The organism is Archangium sp., assembly GCF_036277355.1.
In the GTDB taxonomy this organism is placed as follows: domain Bacteria; phylum Myxococcota; class Myxococcia; order Myxococcales; family Myxococcaceae; genus Archangium.
The window spans coordinates 80603-93855 of the sequence record NZ_DASUNC010000146.1 but is presented as its reverse complement, the minus strand read 5'-3'; the positions used below and the strand labels follow the sequence as shown (position 1 = coordinate 93855).

Sequence of the window (13253 nt, the reverse complement as noted above, 5' to 3'; positions counted from 1 at the left end):
CCCTCCCGCCCCTCACCTCGGATCGACCTGCAACCCCTCCGGCGCGCGCTTCGGCGGCAACACCCGCTGGAGGGCGAGCAGCGCCTCGCTGTCCAGCGCCACTCCCGCGAAGACGGTGGGCGTCCACGCCCCCTGCCAGAACGCGGCCTGCGTCGGCGGCCCCTGGCGCCAGGCATCCTCCTTGCGGAAGTTGGCCCCGGCGTTGAGGTACAGCACCCACACCTTCAGCGTCAGCCCGGCGTAGACGTTGGCCGGAAAGCCATTGCCCCCCAATCCCGCCATGACGCCCAGGCTGAACGTCTGGTGGCGATCCCGGCTGTTGAAGTCCACGGGCAGGAACGCGACCGCGCCCAACACGTCCACCCGGGGCGCCTCCGTGCCCACCAGGCCCGGAGAGGCCCCACCGCCCCCCGGCCCGAGCTGGACGTCCTCGAGCCGCCGCAACCCCACGCCGCCTCCCACCATGAAGCGGAGGAGCTTCCGCTCGTTCCCGAGCTCCTCCAGCGCGTCCGCATGCTCCGCGGCCATGGACAACAGCTGCTCCTGCCGCGACACCGCCTCCCTCAGCTCCCTGTTCTTGTCATCCACCGCACGGACGAGCTTCGCCCGCTGCTCTTTCAGTTGCGTGGAAGTCTTTTCATCCGGTCTGATCTTCTCCAGTTGCGCATCCAGGGCCTCGCGCTCCTGGAGCAGGCGCGCGATCCGGCTGCTGTGTGAGGCGATCTGGTTGCGCAGATCGGTGACGACGAGCTCCGGGTGGACGATGACCGGAGGCGGAGCGGGAGCTGGCGCCGGAGCCACGGGCGCCGCGGGTGCGGCGGACACGGCCACGGGCTTGTTCTGCGCCAGGGCCGGCGCCGCCCAGAGGCAGAGCGCCCCCAGGACGCGGTGAATGGATTTCCACGATACGTGTTTTCCTCCATGTGTCGCGGCCATCGTCTCCCCCCTGAAACGTGAGCACCCGGCTCGGGCCGGAAAGGAGCGGGTCCTGCCCCCGCGCCTTCACCCGCACTGTGCACCAGGGGCGTGATTGGCGCGTGATGTGAGGCCTTGAAGCGGTGCTCCGAGGCGTGACTCCAGCGTGACAGCGGTGTGTCTCCGCGAGTGCACGGGGCTCAAACCATCCTTGCGGCCTGGCTCACGGAGCGTGAAGAATCCCAGCTTCTCTGGAGGGGGGTGTATGCCATCGGTTGCCACGCATATCGAGGTGCTTGGCCGTGCCCGGGTGAACTCGCCCCTGCATGGCGCGAGACACATGGAGCGCAAGGCGGCGGCGCTGGTGACGTACCTCGCCATCGAGGGCCCCACCGAGCGCAGCCGGCTCGCCAGCCTCCTGTGGCCGGATGCGCCCGACAGGAGCGCTCGCGTCAACCTGCGCCAGCTCCTGCGCAGGCTGCGGCTCACCCTGGGTGAAGACAGCCTCGCGGGAGATGATCCCGTCTGGCTTTGTGAGGGCATCCTCGTGGACGCCCGCGAGTACTCCAAGCTCCCCCCCTTCCAGGGCGAGCTGCTCGCCGGCTTCTCCTACGAAGACTGTGGAGAGCTGGAGGAGTGGCTCCGGATCCAACGGACCCGGTTCCACTCCCTGCAATGCCGTGCCGCCGAGGCCGAGGCCCTCCGCCTGGAGCAGGCCGGCCAGCTCGAGGCCGCGCTCGAGACGGTGCGGCGTCTGCTCCAGCTGCAGCCCACCTCCGAGCAGGCCTGGCAGACGGCGATCCGCCTCCACCTGCGGCTCGGGGATCGCTCCTCCGCCCTCCTGGCCTACCGCGACTGCCGGGAACAGCTCCACCGCGAGCTCGGCATCGATCCCTCCCCGGAGACCCGGGCGCTCGTCCAGGAGTTCGAGCGGCCCGCGGAGCAGGAGCGCCCCAGGCTCCGTGCGCCCGAGGAGCTCCCGCTCGCGATGCTCTCCCCTCTGGAGCTGGTCGGCCGCGACAACGAGTGGGCCGTCCTGGAAGAAGCCTGGGCCGCGGGCCGCCCCGTCTACGTGCTCGGCGAGGCGGGCATCGGCAAGACGCGGCTGGTCTCCGAGTTCTGCAGTGCCCAGGGCTCCTGGCTGCTCGTCGCCGCCCGGCCCGCGGATCCGTCCACGTCCTACGCCACGAGCGCCCGGGTGTCCCGCGCCGTGCTGGGGCTCGAGCCGGAACGGCCCCTGGAGCCCTGGGTGCGGCGGGAGATCGCCCGGCTCGTCCCGGAGCTGGAGCCCAGCGCACCGCCCCTGCCCTCCACCCCCGAGGAGAAAGCCCGGCTCGCCGAGGCGCTCGCCCGGTTGATCCGCACCCGCTGCGGGGAGATGTCGGCGCTGGTGCTCGACGACGCGCACCGCGCGGACGCGGCCAGCCTGGAGTTGCACCTGCGCGTGCAGGATCTGCTGCTGGAGCCGGAGCCCGGAGGTGAGGCACTTCGCCTGCTCACCTGCTTCCGCACGGGCGAGCTGGCCCCCGCGTTCGAGGAGCGGCTGCGCGAGCACCGGGAGGCGGGACTCGCGGCGTGGCTCCCGCTGGAGCCGCTGATGCTGTCGGCCGCGGGCGAGCTGCTCGCGCAGATGGGGGTGCCCCGGCTGGAGGCGATCGTTCCGCAGCTGGCGAGGTACACGGGCTGCAATCCGCTCTTCCTGATCGAAACGGTGCGGAGCCTGGTGGCGGCGGGCTTCGATGGAACCTTTCCCGCGGCACCGCCGCCGTCCGACCGCGTGACATGGATTGTCGAGCAGCGGCTCAAGCGGCTGTCCCCGGATGCGCTCCGGCTGGCACGCACCGTGGCGCTCGCGGGAGCGGACTTCAGCCTGGAGCTGGCCACGTGCGTGCTGGGGTTGCACGCCGATCAGCTCGCCGCGCCCTGGAAGGAGTTGGAGGAGGCGAAGGTGCTGCGCGGCGCCACCTTCACCCAGGGCGTGCTGCGCCGGGCTGTCATCGAGACGCTCCCCCAACCGGTGCGCGAGGCCGTCCTGCGGCGCATCTCCGCCTGTCTGCAACCCATGAAATGAGGGAAGGCCGCACCGCCCCCCCTGGTGACATGTGAGGTGCACAGGGTCTCTGGCATCGCCGTCCCCATCGAGCCCCCCTTCCGGGGCAGAGGAGCAAACGCCATGGGCCTTTCGAACGGCGAATGCCTCACGGGTCTGGCGAGGCGGCGGGAATCCACCCCGCCGCCACCGCGTCAGCTCACAGCACCTGGATGGTGAAGTTGGTGGAGGTCTGGCCGAACCAGGCCACGTTCTCCTTCAGCATGCGCCACTGGAAGTTGTAGACGCCCGGGGTGCTCGGCGCGCGCAGGTTCATGGTGATGTACGCCCACTGGCCCGTGTAGATGGTGCCCGGGAGCGCCACGCGGTGGGTGCCCCACGTGGAGTTGTCCTGCGGGTTCTGCGAGCCCAGCTTGTAGCCGGCCGCGATGCTCCAGGCCGTCGTGCCGGTGTTCTCGAAGATGGCCGTCACCGTGAACGTCTGGCCACGGGTGACCGACGTGGGCCGGTTCTGGAAGTCGATGAACTTCGCGTTGTCGTACGGCTTGTACAGATAGGCGAGGTTGCGCACGTCATACGCGACGAGTCCCGGGTGCAGGCTCTTGGGCGGCGCCACGGTGACGCCCGGCTTGAAGGCCGCGCGGCCGGCGAACTCGCCCTCCGAGTAGTGCATGATGGACTGCGTGTTGTACGGCTCGTTGGGCACCACGGGCTGATCGCACTGCGCCGCGATGTTCCCGTCGCTGGGCGCGTAGATGTAGAGGTAGGTGGCCTGCTCGCAGCGCTGGTGCTCGTGCCACAGGCCGATGGTGTGACCCAGCTCGTGCACACCCACCTGCCACAGGCTGTTCTGGAACCACAGGCGCTGCGCGTAGCCCTTGTAGCCCACCTCCGCGCGATCCGAGCCATACGTCAGCACCACGTACTTGCCGCCGTTGGTGCCCGCGACCAGGCGCACGCCCGTCTCGCCCGAGCGGCTGTTGAGATAGTCGATGGCCTGCTGGAGCACGCCGCGGGTGCCCGAGGGCATGCCGGCGTCCCACTGGTAATAGACGACGCCGCCCGGCCACATGCCGCCGTTGATGTACATGACCTGCGAGGAGACGTCCCCCGCCTGCGCGGAGACTCCGCCGCTCATGCGCCGCAGGGCCTCCTCGCGCGTGGTGGCGATGTCCTCGGCGCGGCCGAAGACCATGTCTCCCTGGACCGCGTAGCCGTCCTCCACGGTGTAGCGAACCTCCACGGTCTTGCCGTGGGCGGCGGGCACGTAGCCGACGCGCACCTCGCTGGACGCGGCCTTCGGCTGCTCGGTGTCCTCCGGCTGGCACGCCGTGGCGGTCAGCAACAGGGTGGAGGTCAGGAGGAACTTCGACAGCGACTTCAGCTGCTTCCAGAACGGAACGGAGGTCATGGGAAGAGTGCTCGGTGGCAAAGGGCTTTGGGTCGAAACGAGTGGGACCTGCAAATCGGGCATCCCATCGCCATGACGTTTGACCGGGAATTTCGTCCCATTTCCTCCAGCGGTGGGGAGTGGCGCCTTCAGCGCCACGCGTTGGCACTGAATTCGCAGATAGCCGCGGCCCACCTCCGAGCAGGCCTGGCAGACGGCGATCCGCCTCCACCTGCGGCTCGGCGACCGCTCCTCCGCCCTCCTCGCCTACCGAGACTGCTGGGAGCAGTTCCACCGGGACCTCGGCATCGCACCCTCTCCGGAGACCCGCGCGCTCGTTCAGGAGCTCGAACGGCCCGCCGAGCAGGACCGTGCTCATCCTCGACGACTTCGGTCTGGAGCCCTTGGGCGCCAGCGAGCGCAAGGAGTTGCTGGAGGGGCGCTATGGCGCCGGCGCCACCGTGGTGACCAGCCAGCTCGACCCGAAGGACTGGCACGCGGTGATTGGCAACACCACCCTGGCCAATGCCATCCTCGACCGGCTGGTGCACAACGCCCATCGGCTTGAGGCTCACGGGCGACCCGGTGCGTAGCCCGGGAGGGAACTTGACCCGGGCCAAGAAGGGGGTGAAGTGAACCCCGGCCAGTGTCGCTGACGCTCCGACTGTTCCGCTTGCTCCGAAACGAGCGTTCCACTTCGTCCGGAACGAGTGTTCCACATCACCGGAATACGCAAATCGACGGGGTTCAGCATCCAGACCGGGCGGTTCGCCTGGAGAGGCACACAGATGTCCAGGCATGCATTCGGTACTCGTCCCGTGGACACACAACGGCCCTTGCGCGTGGGGGCGCTGGCCCTGGCGGCGGTGATGCTGGTGACAGCGTGCGCCACGGGAGCCCCCTCCGGCGGAGGAGTGACGGCGTACCGTTACAGCCCGCCCACACCCGAGGGCTCCTCCGAGGCGTGGACGCTGGAGGAGGAAACCGACGAAGAGGACACAGGCGACGGCGAAGCCATCTTCTCCAATCTGCCCACGGACTTTCAGCCGGTGCGGGTCAGTGACTCCGAGCTCAACGCCGCTCTGACAACGTTTTGGCTCCAAGTCCCGCTGCGGGTGTCCGCCCCATGTCCCCCGTTGTACGTCGGCCGGAAGCTGGCGCTAGCCTCCGCGCCTTTGAGTGGCGAGGCGTGGCAATCAGACCTTGCGCAATCCTATGAGCGATTTTGCGAGCGGCGTGGCACTCCTGGCGACTGTCTAAGTTTGCTTGATGATGGGCCCCGCCTTCAAGCCAACGACAAGCGCAGCATTGCCCTTGCCCTGGCGGTGGGGCCTGCCCTGGAAGGAGTGGACGCGGAGGCGCGGGCCATGCTCAACCCCATGCGGGTGCTGGCTACTCTCAGCTTCACCATTACAGCACACATGGCGCTTTTGCTTGCACCGGAGCCAGTGACAAAGGGCATAGCCCTCGCGTTCTCCGTGCTCATGTGGGGCTATCTCGGATGGGAGTTCTTCGATCTGCTGCGGGCTTATGCACAGCTTTACGAGGATGCGCCGCGAGCCTCTACCTTTGCGGAACTGCGGGAGGTGGGAGACAGGTTCGGAAGAGTCATCGGCCCCAATAGCGTTCGAATTCTCGTCATGGTAGCGACGGCGGCGGTAGGTGAAACGGCGGTACTCATGTCGAAAGGGCCGAATCTGCCGGGCTTCGGGCAAGCCTCGCGCACGGTCGAGACAAACACCGGGCTCCGCCTGATGGATGCGGCAGCCGGGGCCGAGCGAGTCATTGTTTCCGTGAACGAGGGTACGATTCGTATTGTCTTACCAGTCAACGCGGTGTCAATGACTGCACGTAACGGGGGCGGCGAGCGCTCCGCGCTCAAGGCCATTGAATCCCCAAAGAGCGGCAGACTTCTCCCTGATGGTCATCGTGCCTTCCGTTCATTCAGAGCCTTCAAACGTCAGATGAGCAAGGCTGGGGAGGGCCAGGAGTGGCATCATCTTGTCGAGAAGCACAAGTTCAACATCAAACGCTTCGGTGCCGAGGCCATTCACAACACCGAGAACGTAATTCCATTGGATAAGGATCTGCACACGAGAGTGAGTGCGTTCTATTCCGCGAAGAACCCCTACATCACCAGCTCGAACAACTTGACGGTACGAGAGTGGATCAGAACGCAAAATTACGAGGCGCAGCGCTCGTTTGGATTGCTTGTCCTCAAGAAGCTCAGGAGCGGGGAATGGTGAGGAAACTAGAGAGGATCGTGGAGGAATTTGCGGAGAACGTGGCCGCACAAACAGATGCGATAATGAGAGGGGATGCCAAGACCGGCAACAAACACGCTAATCGTTACATCGCTGCGCTCGAAAAATTGCGGTCGGAGGGCGATGCCGGACGTGACGCCCTGTCCTTGCTACTAAAGCATCCGCGCCCGGATGTGCGCGTCGGTGCTGCTGCGTTCTTACTGCGTTACCGGACAGCAGAGGCAAAAGCAGTGCTCGAGGCAGCCGCTAGTGGGGGCGGAGTTGCGGCTATCAATGCGACCATGGTCCTGAAACATTGGGAGGAAGGAACATGGAACCTGGATCCTGAGTAGGACGCCGCGCGAACCTCGGGCCGGTGGGAGGCCGAGCCTCCTCCCAACGAGGAGGCAGAGGGCCTTCATCGTCACCAGCGCGCTGCTGACGTTGAAGTGACGCCAGACACTAAGCTGGATGTAGATGGACGCCCGGGGGAAGTACTTGAGGTGGCCCGTGTGGTCGTAGTGCACGTGGCTGAGGATGACCGAGCGGATGTCCTCCGGGCCCACGCCCAGGCGCTCCAGCTGGGGCAGCAGCTCGTGCTCGGGGAGGATGATCGGCGGCGCCACCCATCCGGGGCCCTGGAAGCGCTGGCGCCCCACTGGATCCTTCAGCCGCGCCGGATCCGTCCCCGTGTCGAAGAGCACCCAGCCGTGCGCCGTGTCCAACAGATACGCGCACACCGGCTCGCACAGGATGACGGTGGGATCCGCGCCCCGCAGAGACACGGACCGGGGGAGGACCTCATAACCACAGCGGAGGATGAACAGCCGGCGCACGTCGCTCATGCGCCCCGAGTCTCACCCGGACGGCGGCTCGAGTGCATCCGGCGCGTCGTCCGGAGGCGCCATCTCGTGTGCCACCAGCGCATAGGGGAAATCGAAGCTCCTCTCTTCATCCTCGGTAACCGGGGGGGTCAGAACCCGAGGAACTCGGTGTGGCAGCTCGTGACCCTCGAGAACCGCGACGTCTCTGGGCGATGCGCCGCAGCAGTGCCTCCCCCTGGGAACGAGGCGGCTGGCGGGCGAGGAACGCGGGCACCCTGGGCGGACTACCTGAACCGTACCGACGCGTCCCAGGGTGTCAACGCAGCGGCCACCGGCACCGGCACCGCGTGGACCCTGACCATGGTTCCCTGAGCCGGCGCGTGAGTCCAGGTGCTCCAGACTGGGAGAAGCCTTCCAGCAAGGCGCACCGAGGCTCGTCAGAACTCGATGACGATGCTGACCCGGCCGGGCAGGTCCTGCTTCTGCTCGGGCTTCAGCCGGTAGCCCGGGCTGGAGAGGACGCCCTGGACGCAGTCGCGTTGCTTCCCGCTCAGTTCGCCGCCCGTTCCCACGAGCTCGAGCGCATGGTCGGAGACGGAGCCGCTCGCGGCGTTCACCGCGGCCGTCCAGCGCAGGGCCCCGGGACGCTCGGTCCCACTGAAGCACTGCGCCAGACGCGGGCTGCGCGCCGCGACCTGAAGGCGGAAGTCGTCCAGCCAGCCCGGCGAGGTCTGCGCCTCGTTCTGGTAGCGCCCTCGCCGCTGGCGCTCCATGCGCTCGCTGGATGCCTTCGGCTTGCTCGCGGGCGGCACGGGCTTCTTCGGCGTCACCTCCGCCGGCACGGGCTTCACCTCCGGCTCCGGAGGCGGTACGGGCGGCGGCGGCGCGCACTCACAGCGCACCAGCATCGCCAGGAGCAGCAGCGCGGCGATCGTCACCGCTCGGCGAATACGCCTCCGCCTCTTCTCGCGTTGGACGACGGGGAGCTGCTCCACCCGCTCGCGTGCCGCCCGCTTCATGAGCGCCACCGAGCGGCTCAGCTCCTTCTTGCGCTGGCGCAGCTCGCGCCGAAGCTCCCTGGGGGTCATTCGGAGAGCCTCCACCCGAAAACGAGTGCGCCCTTCGCGTCCCGCCACTCCACCGGCTCGAGCACGATCGGCGTGAAGACGGACGGCGCCTCGGGCTCGGGCGGCCGGAAGGGCCATGGCAGCGGATCGGCCGGCGCCAGGCGGATGCTCCCGGCGAAGGTCGAGCGCGTGGGCGACAGCGCCCGCGCGTTCCCACTCACCGAGTCATCGAGGTGGCTCAGGCCATCGAGGATCGACTGGGTCCGCTCCATGAGCTCGCCGGCCGTCCGGCTCTGCGACTTCGCCGTCGTGGATTCGGCGCTCAGGGGCCGGAGCAGTTCGAGCACGCGCTCGAGCGTCGGAACGTTGGCCCGGCGCACGTCCGCATCTTCCACTTCGATGTTCTCAAGGAGCTGGCGCAGGAACCTCAGCACCGACGAGGGCTCCTCGCGGAGCGCATCGCGCAACCGCGCCGCCATCTCTCCCGGCTTGCCCTGCGACAGCGGCCGGAGCCGCTCGACCGTCGCGTCGAAGGAGCCACCGCGCCGGGCACTCCGGTCAATCCGCTCGAAGGAGCGAGCGTCCGCACGCAGCGCCGCGCGCCAGACCAGATCCTCGATGACCTGGTTGTACTCCTGCCGAGGAACCAGCGCCTTCAGCGTGGCGACGACCTCGTCGTTGGTCTCGTAACGGGAGAGCACGTACGACAGCCACCGCCGTGCGAGCCCCAGGGTGACGGCCGCCTCGCGCGAGGTCTCGGCCTGCTGCATGGCGTACGCGAAGGAGCGCAGGGACTCCTGCAGCGATCCCTCCTCCAGGAAGCCCACGCCCCGGTGCAGCGCGATGACGGCCCGCTCGCGGAACCCGGTGCTCTCATCGAGCTCGAGGAGGCTCTTGCCTCGTTCGCCCGAGGTCAGCGCACCGCGCGGCTCCGCCGACTCGCTCGCTCCCACGAAGCCGATCCAGGCCTCGAGCTCCTTCCCGTCCTTGCGGCGGATCAGCTCGTCGATGATCTCGAGCATGAGCTTCTGGAGCGCGGCTGGCTCCTTCGACAGCGGTTGCGCCCGGGCGAACAGGAACAGCCGCCGCTCCCGGCTCAGCGCCAGCCACTCCCCCGAGGTCCAGGTGAGGCTTCGGCGAAGGAACGCCGCCTGCGGCGAGTCCTCGGGAAAGGTCTCCAGCTTGCTCCGGAGCTCCGCCGCACCCGCCGCGGAGACACCGGCCACCCGGGCCTGCTGCGAGAGGTTCCGGGCGCTCTGACGCGCCTTGCGCGCCTCCAGGTCCGAGAGCAGCAGGTTGAGGTCGAAGATGCGCGCCTCCACCACCGACAGGTTCCGGACCTTCTCCCGCACCAGGGTGGCGCGAGACCTCGCCAGCAGATCCCGCAGGAGCCAGCCCGCGTTCAGTCGATCCTCGAGATCGAGGAACGGGGTCCATCCGAACCGAAGCGCCGTGAGGGCCGGCAGCAGGCAGTCGGTCCGGAAGAAGGTCACGGAACGCAGCTCCTCCGCCGAGAGCACGTCCCGCAGCGAGATGAGCCGCTGCTGGCGCCCGACCTCGAAGACGTCCCACGGCGCGGGCATCGAGGGCGGCGAGCCTCCGCCGAGCCCCTGGACGATCGTGTTGTGCAGCCCCAGCGGCCAGAGGCCCGCGCCCCCTCGATCGTCCTCCTCGAACCCGTCCTGGCACATCCCGAGGCTCCCGAGCGCCGCCCACACCACGGAGCGGAATTCAGGATCCTCTCGCGTGCGCTCGCCCTGCTGGAGAAGGCTGTTGCGAAGCAGCCACAGCTTGAGCACGTCCTCCGGACGATGGTCCCGGAGCGCGAGGCGCGCGTTGTAGAAGACCACGGTCTGCCTGGACGCCGTCTCCTCCGCGGCCGCGGCGCTCGACAACAGGCCAGCGATGATGACGGCGGCCCAGCGCATCAGAGTGTCCAGCCCACGGCGAGCGAGAGCTCCCACCAGAACCCCAGGCCCGTTCCGGTGACGAATCCCAACAGCGGCACGGCCATCATCGCCCGCGGCGACAGGAAACCGCCGGACCCGAAGTACACGTCCACGGAGAGCCCCGTGAGGAGGCCGTACCGGGCGGGGTCGATCTGCATGCCGCCCGGCCGCGAGGCCTCGAGCTGACCCAGCTCGTGGTCGGTGAGGCGCGGCGCGAGGAGCGAGGTGGCGACATCCTGGAACTTCATGCCGCCCATCGCCCCCGGGTAGAAGAGGTAGCGGAGGCCCGCGTTGGCCGAGAACACCAGCTCGGTCGCGGGGAAGAAGCCAGGCAGCGCGGTCACCACGCCCTCCGCCAGCGGGTACCCGACGTTGACGTCGAGCTCGATGCGGCTGGGGCGGCCGTATTGGCGGTACGGCGTGAGCGCCAGCTTGTCGGTGCTGTCGGTTCCCCAGGTGAACGCGCGGGAGAGGGCCACCTCCCCCATGAACTTCCCGAACGGCCTGCGCGCCATGAGGCCAAAGCGGGTGCTGCCGAAGTTGTTCCGCTCGAGGAGCTCGCTGCCGATCAGCCCGAGCCCCAGGGTGGACTTCCGCCAGTCGAAACGCACCGACTTCGAGGCCGCGCCGATCATCCGCTCGGTGAGCGTGTCGAGCGGCGCGCGGAAGCCCTCCAGCGTGTCGTCGGCCTTCTCGGGGCCCGCGGGGGGCGTTTCCGAGGACGTTTCCGGAGCCTGCGCTTCCGGGGGCTGCGCTTCCTCGGCCAGTACGGCGCGCGGCGACAACAGGAGGACGAAGAGGACGAGAAGGCTACGGATCATTCGGGAAGCCTCCGTCACCCGGCCGCGGGAACATCGGGCGATAGCACTGCATGCGGTAGGCGTCCCGGAACAGCGCATGGACGTTGTAGGTGACGCTCGTATCGAACGTCGGGTGATCGCAGAAGCGCGTGCACTGCGCCAGGATGTTGCCCACGGGGAACTCGCCCGTCGTCCACAACTGGCTTGCCCAGGTCTCCTCGTTGGAACTGCCGATTCCGAACGGCACGCTGAAACCGTAGGCCGTCACGGCCCCGGCGAGAGAGCTCTCGTAGCTCGCCTTCAACAGGAACGGGAAGTCCCAGAACAGCCCGAGCGCATACGCGGGCTGCGGGGCCGACTGGTGCAGCTCGGGAAGCTGCTCGAGCGCTGCCGGAGGCGTGCTCGGGGTGCGGAACACGATCTTCCGCTGGTCCGCGTCCGGGCAATAGGAGAACGCATCGCCCGGCTCCGCCGTGATGAGCTCGTTGTTGTAGAAGGTCGCGGTCCCGAAATCTCCCACCGGTACGTTCTCGGTGAGAGGCGTGTTCTCGGGAGCCCGGAACGACATCGAGGTCATCCTCCCCGCCTGGCTCTCCGAGTACTTCTCGATGAACCGGAGGTACTGCGCACGGGTCGTCAGGATGGGGATCTGATTGAAGCGGAACGGCCCGAGCTGGATGTCGGGGATCTCCGGCACCGCGGGGCAGGTGCTCGACGCCGCCGCGGGAACGTCGTCGAGATCATCGAACGAGAAGTTGGGGGGGCACCACAACACCAGCCGCCGGAGCTCCGGGCGCCCGACGGTGCGCGCCAGGCTGTCGTAGACGAAGGCACCGGTGACCCGTGGCGAGCTCTTGTCCCGCTCGAAGGGCAGAACCTTCTGGAGCGCCTCCTCGAGCACGGAGCCCAGCCGGCCCGTCGTGTCGTCGTGATGGAGCCCCAGCACGAGGACCATGTCCCGCCCCTGCATCCGCACTTCATCGATCCGCGTGCGGAGCCGGGCGGCGAGCTCGTCGGCGAACCCGCGAACGTTCCAGTCGTCGATGCAGAGTTCCGGAGCGTCCTCGAGGAAGAGGCGCTGCTCCTGCATCTTGTAATGCGGCGCGGAGATCGTCCTCCGGCACGGGCTCAACATGAACTTGATGGGAGTGTTCTCGGTGATGGGGCTGCGCAGCATCGGGAAGGCCGGGCGGACCTGCGGGTTCTTTCGCGCCAGCGCCACCGCCTCGAAGGTGCCCCGCTTTGCATCGATGACGGTCGCGCGCGCACAGACGACCGGGGACTCGGAGGCCGACAGCGGAAGCGTGCCCACGTCGAACACGGCCCGCTCGGTGGTCTCCACCGGTCCGAAGTCCAGTGGTGGCAGCGCTCCCGGACAGTCCGGAACCGAGCCGTAGCCGTATGGGTTCCCGCTGAAGTCCGCGGCGATGGCGCCGTGCCGCCGGCCGGAGATGGAGAAGTGGCGCCGCAGCCCGTACTTCTGCACCTCGTGGTTGCGCAGCGTGGGGAACTGGTGCCGGGCGCGCCATTGCACGTGCGTGTTGGTCTCGTCGAACACGCCGTACACCAGCAGGCTCCGGTTCGTGTGCGCGGGCCCCCTGCCGATGACGTTGAGGGCCACGCGCGCGTCCATCGTCATCTCGCCGGCACGGTGGTAGCGCAGCCGCAACTTCACCTCTCGCGGCGGCTCGCTCAGCGCCACGCTGGTGCTGCCGCACACGCTCTTGGGGCCGCAGTCGGCCGGAACGTGGGTGTGGACCGTGCTGAGCTGAGACAGCGGTGTCCAGGGCAGCTCGAAGTGATCGGTGCGGACCGTGAGCTCGAGCTGGCTGTCGGGCCCCAGCCCCTGCTCGGCGTTGGCCCGGTAGAAGACGAAGAGCGTGTCCTCCTCCTCGAACCAGGCCACGTCCGCGAGCGAGAAGCCCGCGTTGATGTCGACGATCGGCACCTTGTCGCAGGAGGCGATCGTGACGGCAGTGATCCCGATGAGCAGCAGGCGCGCGCGATCCATCCCG

10 protein-coding genes and 2 pseudogenes are annotated in these 13253 nt (G+C 68.2%); 5 read left to right on the top strand and 7 right to left on the bottom strand.

The genetic code is table 11. The features are described 5' to 3' along the window. Positions 1-12 precede the first annotated feature (12 nt). A complete protein-coding gene (locus VFZ09_RS35790; protein ID WP_329732246.1) occupies positions 13-936 on the bottom strand; it encodes a hypothetical protein in 924 nt (307 codons plus the stop codon). A 244-nt stretch (positions 937-1180) separates the two neighbouring features. Here VFZ09_RS35790 and VFZ09_RS35785 point away from each other — a divergent pair, with 244 nt between their 5' ends. Continuing rightward, entirely contained in the window at positions 1181-2986 is a 1806-nt protein-coding gene (locus VFZ09_RS35785) for an AAA family ATPase (protein ID WP_329732245.1), read from the top strand. A 178-nt stretch (positions 2987-3164) separates the two neighbouring features. Here VFZ09_RS35785 and VFZ09_RS35780 read toward each other — a convergent pair whose 3' ends face one another. Beyond that, entirely contained in the window at positions 3165-4376 is a 1212-nt protein-coding gene (locus VFZ09_RS35780) for a M12 family metallopeptidase (protein WP_329732244.1), read from the bottom strand. Between the two features lie 199 nt (positions 4377-4575). Here VFZ09_RS35780 and VFZ09_RS51775 point away from each other — a divergent pair. The 4 genes and pseudogenes from VFZ09_RS51775 to VFZ09_RS35765 all read left to right on the top strand — a co-directional run. Beyond that, a pseudogene (locus VFZ09_RS51775) lies at positions 4576-4644 on the top strand (hypothetical protein); the annotation flags it as partial. A gap of 82 nt (positions 4645-4726) precedes the next feature. Continuing rightward, positions 4727-4948: an ATP-binding protein gene (locus tag VFZ09_RS35775; RefSeq protein ID WP_329732243.1), complete on the top strand. Its 222-nt coding sequence runs from the start codon at positions 4727-4729 to the stop codon at positions 4946-4948. Between the two features lie 195 nt (positions 4949-5143). Next, the gene (locus tag VFZ09_RS35770; RefSeq protein ID WP_329732242.1) at positions 5144-6601 is read left to right on the top strand and encodes a hypothetical protein; all 1458 of its coding nucleotides are present in this window, start codon (positions 5144-5146) and stop codon (positions 6599-6601) included. Next, on the top strand, positions 6595-6951 hold the full coding sequence (locus tag VFZ09_RS35765) for a DUF2019 domain-containing protein (RefSeq protein ID WP_329732241.1): 357 nt from the start codon (positions 6595-6597) through the stop codon (positions 6949-6951). Before VFZ09_RS35770 ends, VFZ09_RS35765 begins: the two co-directional genes overlap by 7 nt. A 114-nt stretch (positions 6952-7065) precedes the next feature. Here VFZ09_RS35765 and VFZ09_RS35760 read toward each other — a convergent pair. The 5 genes and pseudogenes from VFZ09_RS35760 to VFZ09_RS35740 all read right to left on the bottom strand — a co-directional run. Next, positions 7066-7443, bottom strand: a pseudogene (locus VFZ09_RS35760) (MBL fold metallo-hydrolase); the annotation flags it as partial. A 416-nt stretch (positions 7444-7859) separates the two neighbouring features. Further along, positions 7860-8510 carry a hypothetical protein gene (locus tag VFZ09_RS35755; RefSeq protein WP_329732240.1) on the bottom strand — a complete coding sequence of 217 codons (651 nt, stop codon included), beginning with the start codon at positions 8508-8510 and terminating at the stop codon, positions 7860-7862. Continuing rightward, entirely contained in the window at positions 8507-10417 is a 1911-nt protein-coding gene (locus VFZ09_RS35750; protein ID WP_329732239.1) for a hypothetical protein, read from the bottom strand. The genes VFZ09_RS35755 and VFZ09_RS35750 overlap by 4 nt, the downstream gene beginning before the upstream one ends. After that, complete coding sequence (locus VFZ09_RS35745; RefSeq protein ID WP_329732238.1) at positions 10417-11259, bottom strand: hypothetical protein; 843 nt, start codon at positions 11257-11259, stop codon at positions 10417-10419. Before VFZ09_RS35745 ends, VFZ09_RS35750 begins: the two co-directional genes overlap by 1 nt. Continuing rightward, complete coding sequence (locus tag VFZ09_RS35740) at positions 11249-13249, bottom strand: hypothetical protein (protein WP_329732237.1); 2001 nt, start codon at positions 13247-13249, stop codon at positions 11249-11251. Before VFZ09_RS35740 ends, VFZ09_RS35745 begins: the two co-directional genes overlap by 11 nt. Positions 13250-13253: the final 4 nt, after the last annotated feature.